The sequence below is a fragment of the Kitasatospora sp. NPDC001527 genome (assembly GCF_040298605.1).
GTDB lineage: Bacteria > Actinomycetota > Actinomycetes > Streptomycetales > Streptomycetaceae > Kitasatospora.
Window position 1 is genome coordinate 128,116 of sequence record NZ_JBEPAM010000007.1, and the last position, 24,171, is coordinate 152,286.

Sequence of the window (24,171 nt, forward strand, 5' to 3'; positions counted from 1 at the left end):
CCCCCGGTCGTGAGACGTGGTTCCGGCGCGCGCGGCGCCGCGGTTCGGGCGGTTCTGGGGTGGGCCGGCGGGCGCCGCTCAGGCGGCGCGGCCGGGCCGTAGGGCGCGCCGCAGGCGGGCGAGCGGGCCCGGCGGCCGTTCCGGGGCGGGATCGAGCCACTGCGCCAGCGACCGGCGGGCGTCGGCGTCCAGGCCCTCGCCCTCGGCGAGCGCCCAGGCGGCGAAGGACCGGGCGTCGGCGCGGTAGCCGCCGCCGGTCTGCGGGTGGTTGCGGGCGTAGGCGAGGAACAGCGGGCCGTACCGGGTGCCGAGCAGGCGGGGCAGGTCCGGGGCGACCTTGGCGGCGGTGTCGCGCCGCTTGGCGGCCAGGCCGGCGGCCTGGGCGCGCACCTGGGCGGGGTCGAAGCCGGGCGGCACCGGGCCGCCGGCCACCAGGGCGGTGAGCAGGGCGGTCTGCCGGGCCGCCAGCCGGGCGCGGGCGGCGTCGGCGCCGGGGGCCGGGGCGGCGGTCACCGCGCGGCACCGCCGTCCAGCACCCGCCGGATGGCGTCGAGTTCGGTGGCCAGTTCGGCCGGCGGCGGGAACGCGGCGTCGCGTTCCAGCAGCACCCCGGGCGGGGCGGTCCGGGCGCACAGCTCGGCCAGCACCTCCAGCACGGGTTCGGTGACCGGGTGGGCGTGGGTGTCGTGCCAGACGCCGTCGACCATGGTGCCGCCCGCGACGTGCACGTAGGCGAGCGCCTCCAGCGGCAGGCGGTCCAGTTCGGCGGCCGGGTCGATGCCGAGGTTGACCCGGTTGGTGTGCAGGTTGGCGACGTCGATCAGCAGCCGTACGCCGGTCCGCTCGACCAGCTCGGCGAGGAACTGCCCCTCGGTCAGCTCGTCGTCCGGCCAGGCCAGCTGGGCGGCGATGTTCTCCAGGGCCAGCGGCACCGGCAGCTGGTCCTGGGCGATCCGGACGTTCTCGGCGATCACCCGCAGGGCGTCGCGCGAGCGCGGCACCGGCAGCAGGTGGCCGGCCTCCAGGCCGCCGGCCCGGACGAACGCCAGGTGCTCGGTGACCAGCGGGGAGCCGAGCGCCCCGGCGGTCTCGGCGAGCCGGGCGAGGCGGGCCGGGTCGGGGCGGTCGGCGCCGCCGAGGCCGAGCCCGACGCCGTGCGGGACGACGGTGAGGCCGCGGTCGAGCAGGATCCGCAGGGACTCCGGGAGGTGGCCGGCGCAGATGTTCTCGGCGACCACCTCGACCCAGTCCAGGCCGGGCTGCCGTTCGACCACGGTGTCGATCTCGCTGCGCCAGCCGAGGCCGACGCCGAGCCGGCGCCCGGTGCCGCCGGTACCGGTGGTGCCAGTGGTGCCAGTGGTGCCGGTGATGTCGGCGGTGCCTGTGTGCAGGGCGGGAGACGTCATCGGTGCGCCCCCTTCGGAGGGCTGGGTGGGAAGGCCGTCGGTCGGCGCTGGCCTCGTCGCCAGGGCCGCCGGGCGGTGGTGCTGAGCATGTCCCCGGGCGGTGCGATTGCCAAGCCTCACCCGGTCATCTCAGAGCATTACTTGAGCTTGGCGTGGCGTCAATGGCCGACCCGTGACCGGGGCCCGCCGCATCGCCGCAGGTGGGGCGGGTTCCGGCCGAAAAAACCGGCGGCGCACCGCCCGCCCGGCGGCTACTGTGACGCACCTATGACAACACTGACGATTCGTGTCTTCCGCCCCGACGACGCCGAGGCCGTCGCGGCGGCCCACCGCGCCGGGCGCGAGCACCTGGTCCTGACGCCCGAGATGTTCGTCTGGCTGAACGCCCGCCGGGCGGAGGGCGCCCACTACCGCACCTTCGTCGCCGAGCTGGACGGCCGGGTGGTCGGCTCGGTGCGCTGCGGAGTGGTGACGGGCACCACCACGACCGGCGTCGGCCACGCCAACGGCAGCGTGCTGCCGGAGTTCCGGCGGCGCGGGGTCTTCACCGCCCTGCTGGCCGCCGCCGAGCGGCACCTCGCCGGGCACGGCGTCGTCGACCTGCACAGCTGGGTGGACGACGAGCCCGGCTCGCGGGCCTTCGCGGAGGCCCGCGGCTTCACCGCCGGCCGGACCGCCCACTTCGCGGCCCGGGACCTGAGCGTCCCGCTGCCGCCGGCCCCGCCGCTGCCGGCCGGCGTCGAGCTGCGCCCGGCGAGCGACTTCGCGGCCGACCCGTACCCGGTCTTCGAGATCGAGGCGGACGCGGCGCTGGACGAGCCGGGCGAGATCGTGATGGACGCCACCGAGTACGAGGAGTGGCTGGCGGCGCAGTGGCACCGCCCGGACCTCGACCGGGAGCTGACCGTGGTCGCCGTGGTCGAGGGTGTGCCGGCCGCGTTCAGCGCCGTCAGCACGGACGGCGCCGAGCGCTACTGGTCGGCCTTCACCGCCTGCCGCCGGGCGTACCGCGGGCGGGGCCTGAGCAAGCTCGCCAAGCGGGAGTCGCTGCGCCGCGCCCGCGCCGCCGGCCTGCGGCACGCCTTCACCTCCAACGACGCCACCAACGAGCCGATGCTCGCGATCAACGTCTGGCTGGGCTACGAGCGCTGCGCGAGCGAGCGCAAGTTCATCAAGCGTCTGGACGCCTGAGCCCCGGGGGGCTGCCGGGCGCCGGCGGAGGCCTCCCGGGGCTGCCCGAGGCCACCCGGGGTCGCCGCACACGCCCGGGAACGGTGACGGAGCGTGATATCGATTGCGCCGGACGGGTGAATCCGGCGCGTTCACCGGCGTGGCAGCCGGGAGGGCGGCGGGCGCGGGAGTTCCCGGCGCCTCACGGGGCATCACATCCGCGCAGACTGTTCGTGCCCGAGTCTTCCGCGCAGGGGGACGCTATGGAGATCCTGCTCCAGATCCTGGTCGGGTTCGTCCCGGCCGTGATCGGTTTTCTCGCCGCCCGCTCGCTCGCCCGCACCCGCCTCTTCCTGCGCTACGGCTTCCTGCGGGTGCTGCTCGGACCCTACGGCCGGGTGCAGATCGTCACCCCGAGCATCGAGGTGGCCGAGTTCGTCTACGCCAAGGACGGCTGCCGGCTCACCAGCCGGGGGCCGCGGAACCTGCTCTTCATGCCGATGGCCGAGGCGCGGGCCATCGCCCAGCTCACCGACCTGCTGCGGAAGATCAACCGCAAGGCCACCATCGAACTGGTCACCGCCGGCGCGCAGGACCCGCGGATGCCGACCTTCTCGATCGGCGGGCCGAACGTCAACGCCTACTCGGCCGGCGTGCTGGCCGCCGGCTTCCCGGACTTCCGGCTGGAGCACCCGCAGGCGGCCCGGGCCCGCTGGGGCGGGATCGCTTTCGAGGCGCAGTACAACGCGGCCGACGAACTCGTCCGCGACCACGGCTTCGTGTTCGTCACCCGCACCTCCCGGCAGGCGCCCTGCGTGGTGCTCTGCGGGGTGTTCGCGTTCGGGTCGGCGATGGCGGTGGAGGCGCTGGCGTCCGCCGGGCGGCAGTCCCCGCTGGCCGCGCTGTTCCGCTCGGGGGAGAAGGGGTTCGTGGCGGTCGAGGGCCGGGTGATCGGACTGGACACCGTGGACGTGACCGTCGAGGTCTGCCGCATCCTGCCCTCGGCCTGAGCGTCCACGGGTACGCCGGGCGTCGTCGGCCCCGGTGCGGTCGGGCCGCATTCGGCCGCCGAGTGAAGGGGCAAAAGGGGACAGCCCGGGAGACTCCGGGGCAGGAACTGGCCGGAATTGCCGGGCTTTTGCTCCATCATCGTCACATCATCGGCATAATCGCGCCCATGACGATCAACCGTGCGAACGTGAGCGCGATTGCCGAGGACCTGTACGTCTGGCTCCCGCCGAAGCGCGGCTGGGGCCTGGCCAACTGCGGACTGCTCGCCGGGCAGCGGACGGCGCTGTGGATCGACACGCCCTACGACCCCTCGCTGGCCGCCGAGTTCCTCGCCGAGAGCCGCAAACGGCTGGCCGACGGCGTCACCGTCGACCGGATCGTCGTCACCCACGCCAACGGCGACCACCTCTGGGGCGCGGGCGTCCTGCCGGACGCCGAGGTGATCGCCACCCGCGAGGCGCTGGAGCACATCCACTGGGAGCCGACGCCGCAGCAGACCCACGCCCTGGTCGTCGGCAGCGACCCGGACTCGCCGCTCGGCGGCTACCTCCGCCGCCACTTCGGGCAGTTCGACTGGTCGCGGACCGAGCCCGTCCACCCGGACACCGTCTTCCGCGGCGAACTGGAACTGCGGGTGGGGGAGTACCCCGTCCAGATCACCGGCCTGCCCTCCGCGCACACCGGCGGCGACCTCATCGTCCACCTCCCGCACCAGCGCGCGGTGTTCGCCGGCGACGTGATCTTCGGGTCGAGCGCCGCACAGCCCGGCGACCACCCCTCGCACTGGGCCGGTCCGCTGGAGAACGTGATCGCCGCCTGCGAGGCGATCCTGGCCACCGGCGCCGAGGTCATCGTCCCCGGCCACGGCCCGGTGCTGGACCGGGCCGGCGTCCGCGAGCACATCGCCTACCTCGGCTACGTCCGCGAGCGCGCGCACGCCCTGCACCGGGCCGGTCTGCCCGCCCTGGACGCGGCCCGCCGGATCATCGCCGAGCAGCGCCACCCCGAACTCGGCCTGCCCGAGCGGCTGGTGCTCACCGTCGCCGCCGAGTACCGGCACCTGGACGGCACCGGGGTGCCGAACATCCTGGAGGCGATGGGCCAGGTGGCCCTGGTCGCCCGGGAGCTGGAGGAGGACGCCGAACGGCGCGCCCCCCGCCCGCGCGCCACCGCCGGCGACGCGGCCTGAGCCAGCCGCCCCGCCCGAACCCTTCGCACCGCCCCGCCCCACTCCGTTCTTCGTACAAGGAAACTCCGAGGACGTCGATGACGCAGCTGCTGGTACCGGCCCTGGCGCTGATCGCGCTGGCCGCGCTCGCCGCGGCCGGGTGGCTGGCCCGCGGCCGCTCCGGCGCGCTCGCCCGGGCCGCCTCCGGCGAGGCCGCGGCCGCTCTGGCCGAGGAGCGCGCCCGGGTCGCCGAGGGCCGGGCCGGCCGGGCCGAGCAGCAGGCGCGCGAGGCACGGGCCGAGGCGCACGACGCGGCCCAGCGGGCCGGCGCCGCCGAGGACCGCGCGCTGGCCGCCGAGGACCGCGCCCGCCGGGCGGAGGACCGGGCGACCGAGACCGGGCAGCGGGCCGCCGAGGCCGGGCAGCGCGCCGCCGGGGCCGAGCGGCGCACCGCCGCCCTGCTGGCCGAGATCGGCCACCTCGCCACCGAACGCGTGGCCACCGCCACCCTGCGGCTGAGCCACCCCCACGTGCCGATCGCCGCACCGCTCGACGCCGCCGCCGTCGGCCCCGACGCCCTCCAGGCCCTGCAGGCCGTCCTGGACGCCGCCTCCGCCGCCGTCACCGACGAGCGGGAACGGGTCGACGCCGCCGCCCGCTCCGCGATGCGCGGCGCCACGTCCAAGATCCAGACCCTGCTCTACCAGATCCAGAGCCTGGTCCAGCAGCTCCAGCACGACAACGACGACCCCCGGCTGCTGGAGGTCGACTTCCGCAACGAGGTCGCGCTGCGCCGGATCCAGACCGTCGCCGTGCTCTGCGAGGCCTGGCCGGGACTGGCCCGCACCGACTCGCCGCTCGCCGAGGTCGTCGTCGGCGCGCTCTCCCGGGTGCCCGGCTACGCCCGCATCAAGGTCGCCAACCACCTGCGCGAGGACCGGCTCGCCGTGGTCGCCCGGGCCGCCGAACCGGTGGCCATCGCCGTCGCCGAGCTGCTCGCCAACGCCACCGCGTACTCGCACCCGGAGACGGACGTCCCGGTCACCGTCCAGCAGGGCGGCCGGGGCGCGCTGGTGATCGTCGACGACAGCGGCATCGGCATGGAGGAGGACCAGCTGCGCCGGGCCCGCCGGCTGCTGGCCGGCCCGCCCGAGGTGCTGCTCACCGAGCTGGGCAACCCGCCGAAGACCGGGTTCGCGGTGGTCGGCAAGCTGGCCCGGCAGTACGGTTTCTCCTGTCACGTCGAGCCGTCGCCCTACGGGGGCATGCGCGCGCTGGTCCGGATCCCGGCCGGTCTGCTGACCGTGGTGGACAAGGAGCAGCAGCTCTCGGTGCTCACCCCGCTGCCGCTGCGCGCCGGGGCCGCGCCCACCGCACCGTCCGCCCCCGGACCGGCCGGCGGCCGGGGCCGTGACGGCGTGCCGGCCATCCGCGTCGTCCCGCCGGTGCCGGACACCCCCGGAGCGGCGGACGCTCCGGACCCGGCGGACGTGCCCGACCGGCCCGGCCGCCCCGACGATTCGCCCGTGCACGCCGTCCCGGCGGTGCGCGCGGTCCCGGACGGCCCGGGCGCGGCGGACGACGGCACCGGGCTGCCCAGCCGCCGCCGGCGCCGCCCGCTGGCGCCGGCCGTACCGGCCGCCCCGGCCGCCCCGGCCGGCACCCCGGGCCGGCCGGTACGGACGCCCGAGCAGGCCGCCGCCCGCTGGCAGGCGCTCCAGCACGGCACCGGCTCCGGCCGCGCCGCCGTCGCGGAAGCCGAATCCGGGGCCGACGCCGCCACCGGGGCCGCCGCCGATCCGGCCGGCCCCGCCCCCAGCCCCCACCCCCCGTCCCCCGCGGCGACCGGCCCCACCGGCGCCGACCGGGCGGCCCCGCCCCGCCCCGACGCCGCGCACACCGGCGACGGCCCCGCGGACGCGTCCGGCCGCCGCACCACCCAGACCCCCTGAGGAGCCGCGCCGTGAGCAGCACGCCCAGCCCCACCAGCACCACGCCCAGCCCGTCCGACACCGACGGCATCGCCTGGGTGCTGACCCCGCTCCTGGAACTGCCGGGCGTCGTCCACGCGGTGGTCGCCACCGGCGACGGCCTGGTCGAGGCCGCCTCGGACGGCCTCGCCCGCGCCTCCGCCGAGCGGGTCGCCGCGATGACCGCCACCGTGCACGCCGCCGCCCGGGCGTTCACCACCGCCTTCACCGACGCCGAGCAGCCCCGGCTCGCGCAGACCGTCGTCGAGTCCGAGCTGGGCTTCGCCGTCGTCGTCCCGGCCGGCGAGAACACCTCGCTCGCCGTCTTCACCACGCCCGACGCCCAACTGGGCAACGTCGCCTACCAGATGCAGGTCCAGGTCGCCGCCCTGGGCCGGGCACTGGCGAGCCCGGCCAGGCGGCAGGACGCCCCCGCGCGGTCATGACCCCCACCCCCCGCAGGCGGATGGTCCCCGCCTACCTGGCGACCGGCGGCCGGACCCGACCGGGCGGCGACGGCTTCGAACGGCTCACCGTGCTGTTCGCGGCCGGCGCCGAACGGCCGTCGGCGCTCGCGGAACTGGAGGCGGAGCACCGGCGGCTCTGGGAACTCTTACGGCCCGGCGCGCTCACCGTGGTGGAGGCCGCCGCGCACCTGCGGCTGCCGGTCAGCGCCACCGTGTTCCTCGCGGCCGATCTGGTCGAGGCGGGCTGCCTGCACGCCCGCGCGCCGATCCCCCGCGCCCAGCAGACCGACCGCTCCCTCGTCGAGAGGCTCCTCGTTGGACTCCGCACTCTCCGGTAATCCGCCCGGCCCGGGGCGGCCGGACCGGGTGGGCTACCTGCCCGACCCCGAACAGACCCTGATGAAGCTGGTGGTCGCCGGCCCGTTCGGCGTCGGCAAGACCACCTTCATCCGCACCCTCTCGGAGATCCCGACCCTGCACACCGAGGAGGCGATGACCGAGACCGGCGCCCCCGTCGACGACGTGGCGGGCCTCCCGGGCAAGACCACCACCACGGTCGCGGTCGACTTCGGCCGGCTCACCCTGCCCGGCGAGCTGGTGCTCTACATGTTCGGCACCCCGGGCCAGCGGCGGTTCTTCCCGCTCTGGCAGGACATCGCGCGCGGGGCCATCGGCGCCCTCGTCCTGGCCGACACCCGCCGGCTCGCCGACTCCTTCGAGATCATGGACATGGTCGAGGAGCAGGGACTGCCCTACGCGGTCGCCGTCAACCGCTTCCCCGACTCACCGGTCCACCCGGCCGCGGTCCTGCGCAGCCACCTCGACCTGCACGCGAGCACCCCGCTGGTGCTCTGCGACGCCCGGGAGCGCGGCTCCAGCCTGGACGCGCTGATCGCCCTCACCGAGCACGTCCTGCACGGCCTCCCCGCCGCCGACCCGGAGCAGCCATGACCCCCGCGCACCCCCCGGCCGCGCTCCACGGCCCGGCCTTCGCCGCCGACCCGCGGGCCGTCTACGAGCGGCTGCGCCGCCAGGGGCCGGTCGCCGAGGTGGAGATCGCGCCCGGCGTCACGGCCCTGCTGGTCACCGACTACCAGGCCGCCCTCGACCTGCTGCGCGACACCGACACCTTCTCCAAGGACTCCCGCGCCTGGCAGCGGACCGTCCCGCCGGACTCCCCGCTGCTGCCGGTGCTCGGCTACCGGCCGACCGCGCTGTTCAGCGACGGCGCGACGCACGCCCGCTACCGGCAGGTGATCACCGACGGTCTGGCCCTGCTGGAACCCCACCAGCTGCAGCGCCGGGTCGCCGAGGTCTCCCACCGGCTGATCGACGCCTTCGGGGAGAGCGGCTCCGCCGACCTCATCGTCGACTACGCCCGCCGGCTGCCCGTCCACGTCCTCACCACCGGCTTCGGCGTGCCCGAGGAGCACCGCGAGCGGCTGGTGGCCGGCATCGTCGGCTCGATCGAGTCCACCCGGCACGCGGTGGCCGCGTACACCGACCTCGTCGAGGTGGTCACCGGGATGGTCGCCGAGCGCCGCGAACGCCCCCGGCACGACCTGACCTCCTGGTTCCTCACCCACCCGGCGGGCCTGGACAACGACGAGGTGGTCCGGCAGATCACCCTCACCATGATCGCCGGGAACGAACCGACCACCAACCTCATCGGCAACGCCCTGCTGCGCCTGCTCACCGACGCCCGCTACGCCGGCTCGCTGTTCGGCGGCGCGATGACGGCGCACCAGGCGATCGACGAGGTGCTCTGGCACGAGCCGCCGCTGGCCAACCTCTCCGCCCACTACCCGCGCGTCGACGTCACCTTCCACGGCCGCGCGATCCCGGCCGGCTCGCTCGTCCTGGTCTCCTACGCGGCCGCCAACTCCCAGGCCGCCCCGCCCGCCGACACCGCGGACACCGCCGGGCTGCGCAGCGGCGAGTCCGCCCACCTGGCCTGGGCGGCCGGCCCGCACGCCTGCCCCGCCCGCGACCCCGCCCTGCTGATCGCGATCACCGCGATCGAACAGCTGACCAGCCGGATCGGCGACCTCGAACTCGCCGAACCCGCCGACACCCTGCACTGGCGCCCCGGCCCCTTCCACCGCGCCCTGGTCCGCCTCCCGGTCCGCTTCACCCCGGTCGCCGGATGACACGAGGCCCGGACACCTCTCGGTGCCCGGGCCTTCAGGTTCGGCTCCTCGTCACTCCGCGGGCTTCAGCGTGAGCGAGACCGAGTTGATGCAATACCGCTGGTCGGTGGGCGTGCCGTAGCCCTCGCCCTCGAAGACGTGGCCGAGGTGGCCGCCGCAGCGGGCGCAGCGGACCTCCACCCGGCGCATCCCGAGCGAGGTGTCCTCGATGTACTGGACGCGGTCACCGGCGAGCGGCGCGTAGTAGGACGGCCAGCCGCAGTGGCTGTCGAACTTGGTCTCCGAGCTGAACAGCTCGGCGCCGCAGGCGCGGCAGCCGTAGACGCCGACCGTCTTGGTGTCGGTGTACTCGCCGGTGAAGGGGCGCTCGGTGCCGGCCTCCCGCAGGACGTGGTACTCCTCGGGGGTGAGCTGGGCGCGCCACTCGGCGTCGGTCTTCTCGATCTCGTAGCTCATGACGGCTCCACGTCGGGGGGATCAGACGTTGGTGGCAACGTTCGCGAGGTGCTCCAGGATTTCCTCGCCGAGGTTCGTCACGTCGCCCGCGCCCATGGTGAGCAGCAGGTCGCCCGGGCGGGCCAGGCCGGCCAGGACCGCGGGGGCGGCGGCGAAGTCGTGCTCGGCGGTCACCTCGGCGCCGGCCCGGCGGGCGGCGTCGATGATCAGCTCGCTGGTGACGCCGGGGATCGGGTCCTCGCGGGCCGGGTAGATGTCGAGCACCACGGAGGCGTCGGCCAGCGCCAGGGCGGCGCCCATCTCCTCGGCGAGCTGCTGGGTGCGGCTGAACAGGTGCGGCTGGAAGACCACCAGCACCCGGCCGGTGGTGGCCTCGCGGATCGCCTCCAGGTCGGCGGTCATCTCGGTGGGGTGGTGGGCGTAGGAGTCGATCACCTGGACGCCGCCCGCCTCGCCCTTGAGCTGCAGCCGGCGGCGCACCCCGGTGTAGGCGCCGAGCGCCTTGGCCAGGTCGGCGGCCGGCACGCCCAGGGCGACACCGGCGGCCAGCGCGGCGACCGCGTTGTGGGCGTAGTGCCGCCCGGGCACCGAGACGGTGAAGCCCAGCTCGGCGCCGTCCAGCAGCACGGTGACCTCGCTGGTCATGCCGCGCGGGACGACCGACAGCACGCGCACGTCGGCGTCCTCGGCGGCGCCGACGGTGACCACGTTCAGGCCCTCGCGGCCGGCCACCCGGGAGGTCAGCTCGCGGGCGCCGTCGTGGTCGGCGGAGACGACCAGGGTGCCGCCGGGCACGATCCGGCCGACGAAGGTCTCGAAGGACTCGTGGATCTCGTCGATCGAGGCGTAGTTGGCGTGGTGGTCCAGTTCCACGTTGAGCACGATCGCCACCTCGGGCGCGTACTTGTGGAAGCTGCGGTCGCTCTCGTCGGCCTCGGCGACGAAGATCTCGCCGGTGCCGTGCTGGGCGTTGGAGCCGGGGGCGTCGAGGTCGCCGCCGATCGCGTAGGACGGGTCCAGGCCCAGCTCGCCGAGGGCGACGGCGAGCATGCTGGTGGTGGTGGTCTTGCCGTGGGTGCCGGCCACGGCCAGCGCCCGGCGCCCGCCCATCAGCGCGGCCAGCGCGTCGGAGCGGTGCACGACCGGGATGCCGCGCTCGCGGGCGGCGGCCAGCTCCGGGTTGTCGGCGCGGATGGCGCTGGAGACGACGATGCTGCTCGCGCCGTCCGGCACGTGCTCGGCGGCGTGTCCGATGTGCACGCCGGCGCCGAGGGCGCGCAGCGCGCGGACGGTCTCGGACTCCTTGGCGTCGCTGCCGGAGACGCTGGCCCCGCGCGCCGCGAGGATCTTCGCCAGACCGGACATCCCGGCGCCGCCGATGCCGATGAAGTGCGGGGCGTGCAGGTCGTGCGCGGCGTCGTTCAAGGCGGGGCTCCGTACGGGCGGGGATCAGGGGAGGGGCGGACGACGTGCGAATCGTCCTCGCGGCCGGACCGCAAGGACGATTCTGCACCACGTCGGGGTTTCGTCAGGAGTCGCTGGCGAACAGCCGCAGCACCGGGACGCCCACCTTGTGGCGGGCCTGAGAGGCCCAGTCGCGGTGGAAGAACTCCTCCACGAAGTGCGGGGAGGTGAGCACCACCACCTCGTCGGCCTGGTGCTCCTCGACCACGGCGCGCAGCCGGTCCAGCGGCTTCTCCTCGACCAGCTCGCCGACCGCCTCGGCACCGGCCCGGCGCAGGTGGCGCAGGCTGTGCTCCAGCGACTCGGTGGCGACCGTCGGTCCGCTCTCGGACTCGTCGTGCTCGCGCACCACCTTGTCCAGGTGGCCGAGGGCGACGTCGTCCAGCGCCCTCAGCAGCTCGTCCTGCTTGCCGCGCGGCTGCATCAGGACGACGAAGGACACCTTCTCCTCGCTGTGGAGCGTGGTGACCAGCTCCACGTCCGCGTCGGAGAGCGCCTTTTCGATCATCAGTACCGTCTTGAACACGTGAGTCCCTTCCAGTCGCCGGCCCCCGGGCTCCGGCTTCGCATCCCATACTGCCCGGCGGAAGCTTTCCGCACGCCGCCCACCCGGCACACGGGCCACGCGGAGGAAGCCCCAAGTGGGAGCGGGATCACGGTCCTGAGGTCAGGGGCTGGGCGGACGCAGGTAGCGGGTGAAGAGGAATCCTTTCTGCTCGATCAATGAGACCAGTCGCATCCGCTGCACGTCAGGCATTTGCGCATCGTGCAGGATGCGCGGCGCGTCGCCGCCGGTGAGCAGCGGAGCGAGCGACAGGCACAGCTCGTCCAGCAGGTCCTCGGCGGCCAGCTGTCCGAGCAGCCGCGGGCCTCCCTCGGTGAGCATCCGCGTCCAGCCGCGGTCGGCCAGCGCCGCGACCGCCGCCCGCAGGTCCACCGCGCCCCGGCCGACCGCGATCACGTCGGCCACCTCGGTCACCGCCGCCAGGCTGCGCACCGGCGCGTCCTCGGTGGTGATCACCACGGTGCGCACCAGCGGCTCGGTGAACAGCGGCGCCGCGAGGTCCAGCCCGAGCGAGCGGCTGACGACCGCGATCGCGGGCGCCGGCGCCTGCCCGGCCGCCCGGCGCGCCTCGGCGAAGTCGGCCCGCGCCCGAGCCGGCCGGTACCCCTCCGCCCGCACCGTCTCGGCGCCCACCAGCACCACGTCCGACAGCGCCCGCAGCACACCGAAGATCCGCTTGTCGGCGTCGCCGGAGAGCCCCTCGGAGAGCCCGTCCAGGCGGGCCCCGCCGTCCAGCCCCGCCACCATGTTGGCGCGCAGCCAGGGGTGCCCCCGGTTCACCTGCCCGGGGTACGCGTAGACGGCGGCCAGCGCCTCCAGCGAGCCGGGATCGTCGAAGGTCTCCGCCACGGGACTGATCAGCTGTCGCATGCCCCCAGTCTCGCAGCCGCTCGCCCGCGAGCCCGCGGGGCGCTCGAACCCGGCGCCCTCCGGCTCGGGGCGGGTGCTCCACCGGCCACCGTCCCGGGGCCCTACCGACCAGGCGTACCCTTTATCACCGTGCCCGCAGCAGCCTCCCACCCCGACGCGACCGAGCGGATAGTCCCCGGTTCGCCGATCGTCCTCACCTCCCGGCGCCCCGTGGTGCCCGCCGAGCGCCTGGTCGCCGAGATGGTGCCGCCGCCGCGCTTCTCCGGCGTGAGCTTCGGGACGTACATCCCGGACCCGGCCCAGCCCAGCCAGTACGAGGCCGTGCAGGTCCTGGAGCAGTTCGCCGGCACGCTCAACAGCGGAAACGGTTCCGCGCCCAAGCGCAGCTGGTTCCGCCGCGGCGCCCCGGCCCCGGCCGGTCCGGCCGGCGTCTACCTGGACGGCGGCTACGGCGTCGGCAAGACCCACCTGCTCGCCTCGCTCTGGCACGCCGCCCCCGGCCCCAAGGCCTTCGGCACCTTCGTCGAGCTGACGAACCTGGTCGGCGCGCTCGGCTTCCAGCAGGCCGTGCAGACCCTGTCCGGGCACAAGCTGCTGTGCATCGACGAGTTCGAGCTCGACGACCCGGGCGACACCGTCCTGGTCTCCACCCTGCTCGGCCGCCTGGTGGAGAACGGCGTGAAGCTCTGCGCCACCTCCAACACCCTGCCCGAGAAGCTCGGCGAGGGCCGCTTCGCCGCCGCCGACTTCCTGCGCGAGATCCAGGGCCTGTCCGCGCACTTCCGCCCGATGCGGATCGACGGCCAGGACTACCGCCACCGCGGCCTGCCGGACGCCCCGCCGCCCTACCCGGCCGCCGAGGTCGACGCCGTCGCCGCCCGCACCCCGGGCGCCTCCCTGGACGACTTCGACGCCCTGCTCGCCCACCTCTCCGCCGTCCACCCCAGCCGCTACGGCGCCCTGCTGGACGACGTCACCGCCGTCTGCCTGCGCGGCGTGCACCAGGTCGACGACCAGTCCACCGCCCTGCGCCTGGTCGTCCTCGCCGACCGCATGTACGACCGCGAACTCCCCATCACCGCCTCCGGCCTCCCCTTCGACCAGGTCTTCCCCGAGGAGATGCTCCGCGGCGGCTACCGCAAGAAGTACCTCCGCGCCATCTCCCGCCTCGTCGCCCTCGCCCGCGACAGCGCCGGGAACTGACGGGCGTGACCCGAGCCCCGGTCGGGCGTTGCTCTCTGCGGAGGGGAGAGCCGGAGAGGGGAGAACATGACCGGGGACCAGGCCGCCTGGACGATCGAGATCGAGCCCGAGGTGCGCGCGTGGCTGCGCACCTGCTCGACCACCGAGTACCGGGCGGCCGAACGTGCGGCCGACCGGCTGGCCGAGGACGGTGAGCTGCTGCAGTTCCCGCTGGCCAGCCACCTCGGCGGCCCGCTGCGGGAACTGCGGGTCGGGCCGATGCGCATCACGTACTGGCTCGCCCCCGGCCGGCGGGCTGTGCTGCAGTCGGGCGGGCGCACCGGGCCCAGAAGGTGTGCGAGGCCGAGCACGGCCCCGCCGGCGACCACCAGGTCTACGACAGGGACGAGGAGGAGCGATGAGCAGCGGTTACCACACCCGCTGGGTCGTGCCGCCGGAGCACCGGGAGACCGAGGAGTACCGGGCGGCCGGCCGGCGGATGGCGCTGGCCGAGGCCGTGTACGCCCGTCGCGCGGCCCTCGGCTGGACCCCTGCCGAGCTCGCGGGGCGGGCGGGCCTGGACGAGGAGACCGTCGAGAGCATCGAGGAGAGCGGGGTCGATCCCACCCTGCCGCTGATCGAGCGGCTGGCCGCCGCCTTCGACTCGGCGGTCCGCATCGACCCCGCGGGAGAGCCCACCATCAGGTTCGAGGCCCACGCGGCCTGAGCGGACGGTCCTCGGTTCGGTCCTCGGTTGTCGGTGGTGGGTCGTACGGTGGAGGCGTGCGACCCATCACGAGTATTGAGCGGTCAGTGGCGCCCTTCGAGGTCGTCAGTCCCTACCAGCCCAACGGCGACCAGCCGGCGGCGATCGCGGAGCTGGAGCGGCGGATCCGGGGCGGGGAGAAGGACGTCGTCCTGCTCGGTGCCACCGGTACCGGCAAGTCGGCCACCACGGCCTGGATGATCGAGAAGCTGCAGCGGCCCACCCTGGTGATGGCGCCGAACAAGACGCTGGCCGCGCAGCTGGCGAACGAGTTCCGCGAGCTGCTGCCGAACAACGCGGTCGAGTACTTCGTCTCGTACTACGACTACTACCAGCCCGAGGCGTACGTCCCGCAGACGGACACCTACATCGAGAAGGACTCCTCGATCAACGAGGAGGTCGAGCGGCTGCGCCACTCGGCGACCAACTCGCTGCTCACCCGCCGGGACGTGATCGTGGTCGCGTCCGTCTCCTGCATCTACGGCCTCGGCACGCCGCAGGAGTACGTGGACCGGATGGTGCGGCTGAAGGTCGGCGAGGAGATCGACCGGGACGTCCTGCTGCGGCGCTTCGTCGACATCCAGTACACCCGCAACGACCTCGCCTTCACCCGCGGCACCTTCCGGGTGCGCGGCGACACCATCGAGATCTTCCCGGTCTACGAGGAGCTGGCCGTCCGGATCGAGATGTTCGGCGACGAGATCGAGGCGCTGTACACGCTGCACCCGCTCACCGGCGAGATCATCAGCCAGGACGACTCGGTGTACGTCTTCCCGGCCTCGCACTACGTCGCGGGCCCGGAGCGGATGGAGCGCGCGGTCAACGGCATCGAGAAGGAGCTGGAGGAGACCCTCGCCCGGATGGAGAAGCAGGGCAAGCTGCTGGAGGCCCAGCGGCTGCGCATGCGCACCACCTACGACATCGAGATGCTCCGCCAGATCGGCACCTGCTCCGGCGTGGAGAACTACTCGATGCACTTCGACGGCCGCGAGCCCGGCTCCCCGCCGAACACCCTGCTCGACTACTTCCCGGAGGACTTCCTCCTGGTGATCGACGAGTCGCACGTCACCGTCCCGCAGATCGGCGCGATGTACGAGGGCGACGCCTCGCGCAAGCGCACCCTGGTGGAGCACGGCTTCCGGCTGCCGTCCGCGATGGACAACCGCCCGCTGAAGTGGGAGGAGTTCCTGGAGCGGATCGGCCAGACCGTCTACCTGTCGGCGACCCCGGGCCAGTACGAGCTGTCGCGCGGCGACGGCCAGGTCGAGCAGATCATCCGACCGACCGGCCTGATCGACCCCGAGGTGATCGTCAAGCCGACCGAGGGCCAGATCGACGACCTGGTGCACGAGGTCCGCCGGCGGGTGGAGAAGGACGAGCGCGTCCTGGTCACCACGCTCACCAAGAAGATGGCCGAGGACCTCACCGACTACATGCTCGGCCTGGACATCCGGGTGCGCTACCTGCACAGCGACATCGACACGCTGCGCCGCGTCGAGCTGCTGCGCGAGCTGCGGGCCGGCGAGTACGACGTGCTGGTCGGCATCAACCTGCTGCGCGAGGGCCTGGACCTCCCGGAGGTCTCCCTGGTGGCGATCCTGGACGCGGACAAGGAGGGCTTCCTGCGCTCCGGCACCTCGCTGATCCAGACCATCGGCCGCGCGGCCCGCAACGTCTCCGGCCAGGTCCACATGTACGCGGACCGGATCACCCCGGCGATGGAGAAGGCCATCGAGGAGACCAACCGGCGCCGGGCCGTGCAGCAGGCGTACAACAAGAAGCACGGGATCGACCCGCAGCCGCTGCGCAAGAAGATCGGCGACATCCTGGACACCCTCGCCCGCGAGGACGTGGACACCGGCGAGCTGCTCTCCACGGGGTACCGCGGCTCGGGCGCGGCGAAGGGCGGCAAGGCCCCGGTGCCGGCGCTGGGCGCCGAGCGCAAGCCGGCGAAGTCGCTGCCGGCGGCGGAGCTGGCCGAGCTGATCCAGTCGATGACCGAGCGGATGCACGCCGCCGCCGTCGACCTCCAGTTCGAGGTGGCGGCCCGGCTGCGCGACGAGGTCAAGGAGCTGAAGAAGGAGCTGCGGCAGATGCGCGAGGCCGGTATCGCCTAGCCGGTCGGGAGGCTCCCGCGGAAGGCGCCCGCCGGGCGTGGCCGGTTCCGTTCCCGGTCGGGCCCGGCGGTGTCTCAGCACCGCCGCGAAGGGGTACACGGCGGGCAGGGCAATTTGCCGCAGGGCCAGGCCCGAGGACCAGGCCTTAGGCTGGCCTGCGGTGCCGCCCCGGGACGGGCGGGCCTGAAGAGGGGGCCTCAGCCGGGGGACGGCAACGGGGTGTTCCACCGTGGAGCCGGCGCGGGGTTGCCGCGCGGGCGGGCAGAGAGGACATACGCCGTGTCGGTGAACCTTGCCAAGGGCCAGCGGGTCAGTCTGCAGAAGGGGCCGGGGGAGACGCTCACCGTGGTCCGGATGGGCCTGGGCTGGAAGGCGGCGCCCCGGCGCGGCCTGTTCGGCAGCCGGACCCGGCAGATCGACCTGGACGCCTCGGCGCTGCTGTACGAGGAGCGCACCCCGTCCGACGTGGTGTTCTTCCAGCACCTGGAGAGCGCTGACGGCTCCGTGCGGCACACCGGGGACAACCTGGTCGGCGGCTCCGGGGCGGGGGAGGACGACGAGTCGATCCTGGTGGACCTGGCGCACGTGCCGCCGCAGATCACCCAGGTGGTGTTCACGGTCAGCTCGTACACCGGGCAGACCTTCGCCGAGGTGCAGAACGCCCACTGCCGGCTGGTGGACGAGTCCACCGGGCTGGAGCTGGCCCGCTACGAGCTGACCGGCGGCGGCCCGCACACCGGCCAGATCATGGCGAAGGTGTTCCGCGACGGCAACGGCGGCTGGGAGATGCAGGCGATCGGCGCCCCGGCCAAGGGGCGGACCTTCCAGGACCTGCTGCCGGCCATCGAGCCGCACCTCTGACGTAGCACCGCTGACGCCCGCCGGCTGACGCCCCCATCTGACGGGTCTTTACCTTCTTTACCTTTCCTTGGTGGTGCTGTTACCCTTCTTGGCAGCGGAGGGGAGTATTCCCACGCAGCCGTCCCCGTCATCACGGGCACCCGTCGCGGTGCCCCGGGGCGCTGGTCCGCGGGCGCGCCCTCGCGTGCCCGACGGGCGGAAGAGACCTCCGGCAGTGACGATGACTGTCTCGCCTACCTGCCGGAGGAGCAGTAGTGGACGTTTCCGTAAGCCTTTGGGTCGGCACCATCGTGGTGCTGTTGGCCCTGGTCGTGGCCGATTTCTTCATCGGCGGACGCAAGCCGCACGAGGTGTCGATCAAGGAAGCCGGTATCTGGACCACGGTCTGGGTCGTGCTGGCGGCGCTCTTCGGCGGGTTCCTCTGGTGGCACTCCGGCGCGACGCCGGCCGGTGAGTTCTTCGCCGGTTACATCACCGAGAAGTCGCTCAGCGTCGACAACCTCTTCGTGTTCATCCTGATCATGGGCAAGTTCGCGGTGCCGCGGATCTACCAGCAGCGCGTCCTGATGTTCGGTGTGATCATCGCCCTGGTGCTGCGCGCGGTCTTCATCGCCGGCGGCGCCGCGCTGGTCGCCCAGTTCTCCTGGGTGTTCTTCATCTTCGGCGGCTTCCTGATCTGGACGGCGTGGAAGCTGATCAAGGAGGCCCGGGCCGACGAGGAGGACGAGGAGTTCGAGGAGAACCGCCTCCTCAAGTCGATCGAGAAGCGCTTCCCGTCGACCGACAAGTACCACGGCACCAAGCTCTTCATCCGGGAGAACGGCCGCCGGCTGATGACCCCGATGCTGATCGTCATGCTGGCGATCGGCACCACCGACGTCCTGTTCGCGCTGGACTCGATCCCGGCGATCTTCGGCCTGACCCAGGACCCGTACATCGTCTTCACCGCCAACGCCTTCGCCCTGATGGGCCTGCGCCAGCTGTACTTCCTGATCGGCGGCCTGCTGAAGAAGCTGGTCCACCTCTCGTACGGCCTGTCGGTGATCCTCGGTTTCATCGGCGTGAAGCTGGTGCTGCACGCGCTGCACGAGCAGGGCGTGCACGTGCCGGAGATCGGCATCCCGTTCTCGCTGGGCTTCATCGTGGTCGTGCTCGCCATCACCACGGTGACCAGCCTGATGGCCTCCAAGCGGGCCGCCCTGGCCGAGCAGTCCGAGCCGGAGAAGCTGGACGCCTGACGCACCACCCCCCAGGACCGGGCGGGCCCGCGACCGAGCAGTGGTCGCGGGCCCGCCCGTCGCTCGTCCGGGTCGGCTACCAGCCGCGCTCGCGCCACTCGGGGAGGTGGGGGCGCTCGGCGCCGAGGGTGGTGTCGTTGCCGTGGCCGGGGTAGACCCAGGCCTCGTCCGGCAGGACGTCGAAGATCTTCTCGTTGACGTCCCGGAACAGGCTCGCGAACGCGTCCCGGTCCCCCCAGGTGTTGCCCACCCCGCCGGGGAAGAGGCAGTCGCCGGTGAACACGTGCGGGTGGCCCTGCGGGTCGTCGTAGACCAGCACGATCGCCCCGGGCGTGTGGCCGACCAGGTGCCGCACGGTCAGCGCGCAGCGGCCCACCGTGAGGGTGTCGCCGTCCGCCAGCGGCAGCACGGTGGGCACCTCGATGCCCTCCGCGTCGTGCTCGCCGGCCGCGGTCCGCGCCCCGGTGGCGGCGACCACCTCGGCCAGCGCGCCCCAGTGGTCGTGGTGCCGGTGGGTGGTCACCACGGTGGCGAGGTTCTCGCCGACCGATTCCAGCAGCACCGGCGCCTCCGCCGCCGCGTCGATCAGCAGCTGCTCGTCGGTGTCGCGGCAGCGCAGCAGGTAGGCGTTGTTCTCGTACGGGCCGACCGCCACCTTGGTGATGATCAGGTGCGCCAGCTCGCGCACGTCCGGTGGCCCGCCGACCTTGACCGCTCCGTGGTACGTCATCCGTCCGCTCCTTGTCGGGCTACAGGTTCCTGGTCATCCTCGCGCCTGGCGGGCCGGTCAGCCCAGAGGGGGGAGGGTGGGCAGAGGGGTGTCGGGGGTGCGGCGCAGGCCGTCGCCGTCGGCGCGGCCGGAGAGCCAGGCGAGCAGCGCGCGGACCGGGCCCTCGACGGTGAGGGCGGGGGTGCCGGTGCCGATCACGGCGCGCTCGGCGGTGTCGTCGCTGAAGAGTTCGACGGCGGGCAGGTCGGCGCCCGCGAGCTTGCCGGCGAGGCGGCGGAACTCGGCGGAGGCGAACTCGGCCGGCCAGTGCGCGGGGGTGTAGCCGGCGTCCAGGTCGACGTGGTGGTACTCGACCTCCATCAGCCGCCTCCAGGGGATGTCGGCGGCCGGGAAGAGGTAGCCGCTGCGGTGCCGGACCTCGGCGGCCCAGGCCTCGGCGGGCAGCAGGGCGGCGGCCGAGGCGAAGCGCTCGCCGGTGGCGCGCAGGTCGGCGAGCTGGACGTCCGCCGGGCGGGGCGCGCCCTCCTCGATGCCCAGGTCGCGGGCCTCCTCGCTGGTGTACTGCGGGATGTCGGTGCCGGTGCGGGCGCCGTCCAGCAGGTTGACCAGGGAGTCGGCGTTGCGGGCGAGGTGGGCCAGGACGTGGCCGCGGGTCCAGCCGGGCAGCGCGGAGGGCTCGGCGACGGCGTCGGGCTTGAGCTCGGCGACGGTGTGCAGCAGGTGCCGGGTGCCCTCCTCGACCAGCGCGAGGTAGCGCGAGGCGGTGGCGGCGGCGGACTGCGGGTCGGTCATCGGATCGGCCTTCCAGGGGTGCGGCGCGTTGCCCGGGCGGGGCTCGGCTCGTTGAAGGGGTGACACCGGGACGACGCTACCGCCGTTTCCCGCTGCTGAGCAGGGGCTTTGCGGACCGCTCGTCAAGGCTCCGCAAGCCGTCCTCACTCGTTCGGGTGGACCCGGCTGGACATGGTCGTTAATCGAACGCGTGAGCTAGTAGGCTGGCTGCCGCATCCTGGAAGAAGTACACCTTGCGTTTCCCAGCCCTCTCGCCCCGGAGAAAGGCGCCAGAAGCAGTGGCCGACCGCCTCATCGTCCGCGGTGCTCGCGAGCACAACCTCAAGAACGTCTCGCTCGACCTGCCCCGCGACTCCCTCATCGTCTTCACGGGCCTCTCCGGCTCCGGAAAGTCCTCGCTCGCCTTCGACACCATCTTCGCCGAGGGCCAGCGCCGCTACGTCGAGTCGCTGTCGTCCTACGCCCGCCAGTTCCTGGGCCAGATGGACAAGCCCGACGTGGACTTCATCGAGGGCCTCTCCCCGGCCGTTTCGATCGACCAGAAGTCCACCAACCGCAACCCGCGCTCGACCGTCGGCACCATCACCGAGGTCTACGACTACCTCCGCCTGCTGTTCGCCCGGATCGGCAAGCCGCACTGCCCGCACTGCGGGCGCCCGATCGCCAAGCAGTCCCCGCAGGCCATCGTCGACAAGGTGCTCGAACTCGCCGAGGGCACCCGTTTCCAGGTGCTCAGCCCGGTGGTGCGCGAACGCAAGGGCGAGTTCGTCGACCTCTTCGCCGACCTCCAGTCCAAGGGCTACGCCCGCGCCCGGGTGGACGGCGAGACGATCCAGCTCGCCGAGCCGCCCAAGCTGAAGAAGCAGGAGAAGCACACCGTCGAGGTGGTGATCGACCGCCTCACCGTCAAGGACAGCGCCAAGCGCCGGCTGACCGACTCGGTGGAGACCGCCCTGCGGCTGAGCGGCGGCATGGTCGTGCTCGACTTCGTCGACCTCCCCGAGGACGACCCCGAGCGCGAGCGGATGTACTCCGAGCACCTCTACTGCCCGTACGACGACGTGTCGTTCGAGGAGCTGGAGCCGCGCTCGTTCTCCTTCAACTCGCCGTTCGGCGCCTGCCCGGACTGCTCCGGCCTCGGCAACCGGATGGAGGTGGACCCGGAGCTGGTGGTGCCCGACGAGGAGCGCTCGCTGGACGAGGGCGCCATCCACCCGTGGTCCGGCGGCCACACCAAGGAGTACTTCCAGCGGCTGATCGACGCCCTGGCCGGCGAGCTGGGCTTCCGCACCGACATCCCCTGGGCCGGGCTGCCGGCCCGCGCCAGGAAGGCCCTGCTGTACGGCCACAAGCACCAGGTGCAGGTCCGCTACCGCAACCGCTACGGGCGCGACCGCTCCTACAGCACCGGCTTCGAGGGCGCGGTGCCGTTCATCCAGCGCCGCCACCAGGAGGCCGAGAGCGACTCCAGCCGCGAGCGCTTCGAGGGCTACATGCGCGAGGTGCCCTGCCCGACCTGCCAGGGCACCCGGCTCAAGCCGGTGGTGCTCGCGGTCACCGTCGAGGGCCGGTCGATCGCCGAGGTCTCCTCGATGTCGATCAGCGACTGCTCGGACTTCCTCGGCGCGATGAAGCTCAACGCCCGGGACAAGCAGATCGCCGAGCGCGTCCTCAAGGAGGTCAACGAGCGGCTGCGCTTCCTGGTCGACGTCGGCCTGGACTACCTCTCGCTCGACCGCGCGGCCGGCACCCTGTCCGGCGGCGAGGCCCAGCGCATCCGGCTCGCCACCCAGATCGGCTCCGGCCTGGTCGGCGTGCTCTACGTGCTGGACGAGCCGTCCATCGGCCTGCACCAGCGCGACAACCACCGGCTGATCGAGACCCTCGTCCGGCTGCGCGACATCGGCAACACGCTGATCGTCGTCGAGCACGACGAGGACACCATCAAGATGGCCGACTGGGTGGTCGACATCGGCCCCGGCGCCGGCGAGCACGGCGGCAAGGTGGTGCACTCCGGCTCGCTGAAGCAGCTGCTCGGCAACAAGGAGTCGCTGACCGGCCAGTACCTCTCCGGCAAGCGCTCCATCCCGATCCCGGACGCCCGCCGGGAGCGGGACCGCAAGCGCCAGCTCACCGTGCACGGCGCCCGCGAGCACAACCTCAAGGACGTCACGGTCGGCTTCCCGCTCGGCACCTTCACCGCGATCACCGGTGTCTCCGGCTCGGGCAAGTCCACCCTGGTCAACGACATCCTCTACACCCACCTCGCCCGGGAGCTGAACGGCGCCCGCACGGTGCCCGGCCGGCACACCCGGATCACCGGCACCGACCTGGTGGACAAGGTGGTGCACGTCGACCAGTCGCCGATCGGCCGCACCCCGCGCTCCAACCCGGCCACCTACACCGGCGTGTTCGACCACGTCCGGCGGCTCTTCGCGGAGACCCAGGAGGCCAAGGTCCGCGGCTACCTGCCCGGCCGGTTCTCGTTCAACGTCAAGGGCGGCCGCTGCGAGAACTGCTCGGGCGACGGCACCATCAAGATCGAGATGAACTTCCTGCCGGACGTCTACGTGCCGTGCGAGGTCTGCCACGGCGCCCGGTACAACCGGGAGACGCTGGAGGTCCACTACAAGGGCAGGTCCATCGCCGAGGTGCTGGACATGCCGATCGAGGAGGCGCTCGGCTTCTTCGAGGCCGTCCCGGCGATCGCCCGCCACCTGCGGACGCTCAACGACGTCGGCCTCGGCTACGTCCGGCTCGGCCAGTCGGCGCCGACCCTCTCCGGCGGCGAGGCCCAGCGCGTCAAGCTCGCCTCCGAGCTGCAGAAGCGCTCCACCGGCCGGACCGTCTACGTGCTGGACGAGCCCACCACCGGTCTGCACTTCGAGGACATCAGCAAGCTGATCAAGGTGCTCAGCGGCCTGGTGGACAAGGGCAACACGGTGATCGTCATCGAGCACAACCTCGACGTCATCAAGACCGCCGACTGGATCGTCGACATGGGCCCCGAGGGCGGCTCCGGCGGCGGCACCGTGGTCGCCGAGGGCACCCCCGAGCAGATCGCCGCCGTCCCGGAGAGCCACACCGGCAAGTTCCTGCGCGACATCCTGCCGGGCGAGTTCGCCGACGCCCCGGTCAAGGCACCGGCCAAGGCCCGCGCCCCGCGCAAGCGGGCGGCCGCCGCGGCCAAGAAGTAGCCCGGACACGACCACGGCCGCCCCCGGACGCTCCGGGGGCGGCCGTTGTGAGGGCGCATAGACTGCCGGGCGGCCCGCAGCCGCGGGCCGCTGTGCGACCAGGAGCTGAACCACATGTCCGAGGCACCCGAAGGCCCCGCCCCCACCCGCCGCACCCTGCTCTGCGGAGCGGCGGCCGTCCTCGCCGCCGGCGGCACCCTCGCCGTCTCCGGCTGCTCCTCGTCCTCCTCCGACTCCGGCTCCGCCGCCAAGACCCCGGTCGACGTCGGCCCGGCCTCCGCCGTCCCGGTCGGCGGCGGCACCGTCTACCGCGAGAAGAAGATCGTCGTCACCCAGCCCACCGAGGGCCAGTACAAGGCGTTCAGCGCCAAGTGCACCCACGCCGGCTGCGTCGTCGACCAGGTCAAGAACCAGAAGATCCAATGCCCCTGCCACGGCAGCCTGTTCGGCATCACCGACGGCGCCGTGCTGGACGGCCCGGCCCCCACCCCGCTGCCCGAGTACACCGTGGCGGTCGAGGGCGGCAACCTCAAGGTGACCCCCCGCTGAAGCAGTTGATCTCCCGCACGCGCCCCCGGCCCGAGTCGGTAC

General features: G+C 73.3%; 21 protein-coding genes and 1 pseudogene. 15 read left to right on the plus strand and 7 right to left on the minus strand.

Annotation, left to right across the window (positions count from 1 at the left end; genetic code table 11):
• Positions 1-78: 78 nt before the first annotated feature.
• Positions 79-1,406, minus strand: a pseudogene (locus ABT238_RS09885) (MbnB/TglH/ChrH family RiPP precursor modification enzyme).
• Positions 1,407-1,673: 267 nt separating this feature from the next.
• Between ABT238_RS09885 and ABT238_RS09890 the strand changes: the two are divergent.
• The 8 genes from ABT238_RS09890 to ABT238_RS09925 all read left to right on the plus strand — a co-directional run bounded on the left by ABT238_RS09890 (position 1,674) and on the right by ABT238_RS09925 (position 9,342).
• The gene (locus ABT238_RS09890; protein ID WP_350756413.1) at positions 1,674-2,597 is read left to right on the plus strand and encodes a GNAT family N-acetyltransferase; all 924 of its coding nucleotides are present in this window, start codon (positions 1,674-1,676) and stop codon (positions 2,595-2,597) included.
• 242 nt (positions 2,598-2,839) lie between these two features.
• Positions 2,840-3,586 carry a hypothetical protein gene (locus tag ABT238_RS09895; protein WP_350567470.1) on the plus strand — a complete coding sequence of 249 codons (747 nt, stop codon included), beginning with the start codon at positions 2,840-2,842 and terminating at the stop codon, positions 3,584-3,586.
• A 167-nt stretch (positions 3,587-3,753) separates the two neighbouring features.
• On the plus strand, positions 3,754-4,776 hold the full coding sequence (locus tag ABT238_RS09900) for an MBL fold metallo-hydrolase (RefSeq protein ID WP_350567473.1): 1,023 nt from the start codon (positions 3,754-3,756) through the stop codon (positions 4,774-4,776).
• Positions 4,777-4,853: 77 nt separating this feature from the next.
• Positions 4,854-6,707 (plus strand): ATP-binding protein, encoded by a 1,854-nt coding sequence (locus tag ABT238_RS09905; protein WP_350756415.1) that lies wholly within the window; start codon positions 4,854-4,856, stop codon positions 6,705-6,707.
• A gap of 11 nt (positions 6,708-6,718) precedes the next feature.
• Positions 6,719-7,171, plus strand: coding sequence for a roadblock/LC7 domain-containing protein (locus tag ABT238_RS09910; RefSeq protein ID WP_350567478.1), 453 nt, complete (start codon positions 6,719-6,721; stop codon positions 7,169-7,171).
• On the plus strand, positions 7,168-7,530 hold the full coding sequence (locus ABT238_RS09915; RefSeq protein ID WP_350567480.1) for a DUF742 domain-containing protein: 363 nt from the start codon (positions 7,168-7,170) through the stop codon (positions 7,528-7,530). Before ABT238_RS09910 ends, ABT238_RS09915 begins: the two co-directional genes overlap by 4 nt.
• The gene (locus tag ABT238_RS09920; protein WP_502884294.1) at positions 7,508-8,143 is read left to right on the plus strand and encodes a GTP-binding protein; all 636 of its coding nucleotides are present in this window, start codon (positions 7,508-7,510) and stop codon (positions 8,141-8,143) included. Before ABT238_RS09915 ends, ABT238_RS09920 begins: the two co-directional genes overlap by 23 nt.
• Positions 8,140-9,342 carry a cytochrome P450 family protein gene (locus ABT238_RS09925; protein WP_350567483.1) on the plus strand — a complete coding sequence of 401 codons (1,203 nt, stop codon included), beginning with the start codon at positions 8,140-8,142 and terminating at the stop codon, positions 9,340-9,342. Before ABT238_RS09920 ends, ABT238_RS09925 begins: the two co-directional genes overlap by 4 nt.
• Before the next feature lie 51 nt (positions 9,343-9,393).
• Here the strand turns inward: ABT238_RS09925 and msrB are convergent, their stop codons facing one another.
• From msrB to ABT238_RS09945, 4 genes are all read right to left on the minus strand, one after another.
• Positions 9,394-9,798 (minus strand): peptide-methionine (R)-S-oxide reductase MsrB, encoded by a 405-nt coding sequence (gene msrB / locus ABT238_RS09930; protein ID WP_350552787.1) that lies wholly within the window; start codon positions 9,796-9,798, stop codon positions 9,394-9,396.
• 21 nt (positions 9,799-9,819) lie between these two features.
• Positions 9,820-11,202: a UDP-N-acetylmuramate--L-alanine ligase gene (gene murC / locus ABT238_RS09935; protein ID WP_350567630.1), complete on the minus strand. Its 1,383-nt coding sequence runs from the start codon at positions 11,200-11,202 to the stop codon at positions 9,820-9,822.
• Between the two features lie 124 nt (positions 11,203-11,326).
• Entirely contained in the window at positions 11,327-11,788 is a 462-nt protein-coding gene (locus tag ABT238_RS09940) for an indole-3-glycerol phosphate synthase (protein ID WP_350567486.1), read from the minus strand.
• A gap of 141 nt (positions 11,789-11,929) precedes the next feature.
• A complete protein-coding gene (locus ABT238_RS09945) occupies positions 11,930-12,697 on the minus strand; it encodes a pyrimidine reductase family protein (RefSeq protein ID WP_350567487.1) in 768 nt (255 codons plus the stop codon).
• A gap of 129 nt (positions 12,698-12,826) precedes the next feature.
• Here ABT238_RS09945 and zapE point away from each other — a divergent pair, with 129 nt between their 5' ends.
• The 5 genes from zapE to ABT238_RS09975 all read left to right on the plus strand — a co-directional run bounded on the left by zapE (position 12,827) and on the right by ABT238_RS09975 (position 18,861).
• Positions 12,827-13,900, plus strand: a complete 1,074-nt coding sequence (gene zapE / locus ABT238_RS09950) for a cell division protein ZapE (protein ID WP_502884296.1) — start codon at positions 12,827-12,829, stop codon at positions 13,898-13,900.
• A gap of 397 nt (positions 13,901-14,297) precedes the next feature.
• Positions 14,298-14,606, plus strand: a complete 309-nt coding sequence (locus ABT238_RS09960; protein ID WP_350567489.1) for a helix-turn-helix domain-containing protein — start codon at positions 14,298-14,300, stop codon at positions 14,604-14,606.
• 56 nt (positions 14,607-14,662) lie between these two features.
• Positions 14,663-16,762, plus strand: a complete 2,100-nt coding sequence (gene uvrB, locus ABT238_RS09965) for an excinuclease ABC subunit UvrB (protein WP_350567492.1) — start codon at positions 14,663-14,665, stop codon at positions 16,760-16,762.
• A 279-nt stretch (positions 16,763-17,041) separates the two neighbouring features.
• Entirely contained in the window at positions 17,042-17,623 is a 582-nt protein-coding gene (locus ABT238_RS09970; protein WP_350567495.1) for a TerD family protein, read from the plus strand.
• A gap of 254 nt (positions 17,624-17,877) precedes the next feature.
• Positions 17,878-18,861 carry a TerC family protein gene (locus tag ABT238_RS09975; RefSeq protein ID WP_350567498.1) on the plus strand — a complete coding sequence of 328 codons (984 nt, stop codon included), beginning with the start codon at positions 17,878-17,880 and terminating at the stop codon, positions 18,859-18,861.
• Between the two features lie 76 nt (positions 18,862-18,937).
• Here the strand turns inward: ABT238_RS09975 and ABT238_RS09980 are convergent, their stop codons facing one another.
• Both ABT238_RS09980 and ABT238_RS09985 read right to left on the minus strand, forming a co-directional pair.
• The gene (locus ABT238_RS09980; RefSeq protein WP_350567500.1) at positions 18,938-19,591 is read right to left on the minus strand and encodes an MBL fold metallo-hydrolase; all 654 of its coding nucleotides are present in this window, start codon (positions 19,589-19,591) and stop codon (positions 18,938-18,940) included.
• A gap of 57 nt (positions 19,592-19,648) precedes the next feature.
• Positions 19,649-20,383 (minus strand): maleylpyruvate isomerase family mycothiol-dependent enzyme, encoded by a 735-nt coding sequence (locus ABT238_RS09985; RefSeq protein ID WP_350756417.1) that lies wholly within the window; start codon positions 20,381-20,383, stop codon positions 19,649-19,651.
• Positions 20,384-20,661: 278 nt separating this feature from the next.
• Here ABT238_RS09985 and uvrA point away from each other — a divergent pair, with 278 nt between their 5' ends.
• A complete protein-coding gene (gene uvrA / locus ABT238_RS09990) occupies positions 20,662-23,580 on the plus strand; it encodes an excinuclease ABC subunit UvrA (RefSeq protein WP_350567506.1) in 2,919 nt (972 codons plus the stop codon).
• A gap of 114 nt (positions 23,581-23,694) precedes the next feature.
• A complete protein-coding gene (locus ABT238_RS09995; RefSeq protein WP_350567509.1) occupies positions 23,695-24,129 on the plus strand; it encodes a Rieske (2Fe-2S) protein in 435 nt (144 codons plus the stop codon).
• Positions 24,130-24,171: the final 42 nt, after the last annotated feature.

Bases quoted from the DNA above. Each gene is read 5' to 3' on its own strand.
- ABT238_RS09980 (WP_350567500.1), bottom strand. From the start codon at position 19,591: ATGACGTACCACGGAGCGGTCAAGGTCGGCGGGCCACCGGACGTGCGC.
- ABT238_RS09960 (WP_350567489.1), top strand. From the start codon at position 14,298: ATGAGCAGCGGTTACCACACCCGCTGGGTCGTGCCGCCGGAGCACCGG.
- msrB (WP_350552787.1), bottom strand. From the start codon at position 9,798: ATGAGCTACGAGATCGAGAAGACCGACGCCGAGTGGCGCGCCCAGCTC.
- ABT238_RS09995 (WP_350567509.1), top strand. From the start codon at position 23,695: ATGTCCGAGGCACCCGAAGGCCCCGCCCCCACCCGCCGCACCCTGCTC.
- ABT238_RS09890 (WP_350756413.1), top strand. From the start codon at position 1,674: ATGACAACACTGACGATTCGTGTCTTCCGCCCCGACGACGCCGAGGCC.
- ABT238_RS09925 (WP_350567483.1), top strand. From the start codon at position 8,140: ATGACCCCCGCGCACCCCCCGGCCGCGCTCCACGGCCCGGCCTTCGCC.
- ABT238_RS09915 (WP_350567480.1), top strand. From the start codon at position 7,168: ATGACCCCCACCCCCCGCAGGCGGATGGTCCCCGCCTACCTGGCGACC.
- ABT238_RS09895 (WP_350567470.1), top strand. From the start codon at position 2,840: ATGGAGATCCTGCTCCAGATCCTGGTCGGGTTCGTCCCGGCCGTGATC.
- ABT238_RS09900 (WP_350567473.1), top strand. From the start codon at position 3,754: ATGACGATCAACCGTGCGAACGTGAGCGCGATTGCCGAGGACCTGTAC.
- ABT238_RS09985 (WP_350756417.1), bottom strand. From the start codon at position 20,383: ATGACCGACCCGCAGTCCGCCGCCGCCACCGCCTCGCGCTACCTCGCG.
- ABT238_RS09905 (WP_350756415.1), top strand. From the start codon at position 4,854: ATGACGCAGCTGCTGGTACCGGCCCTGGCGCTGATCGCGCTGGCCGCG.
- ABT238_RS09945 (WP_350567487.1), bottom strand. From the start codon at position 12,697: ATGCGACAGCTGATCAGTCCCGTGGCGGAGACCTTCGACGATCCCGGC.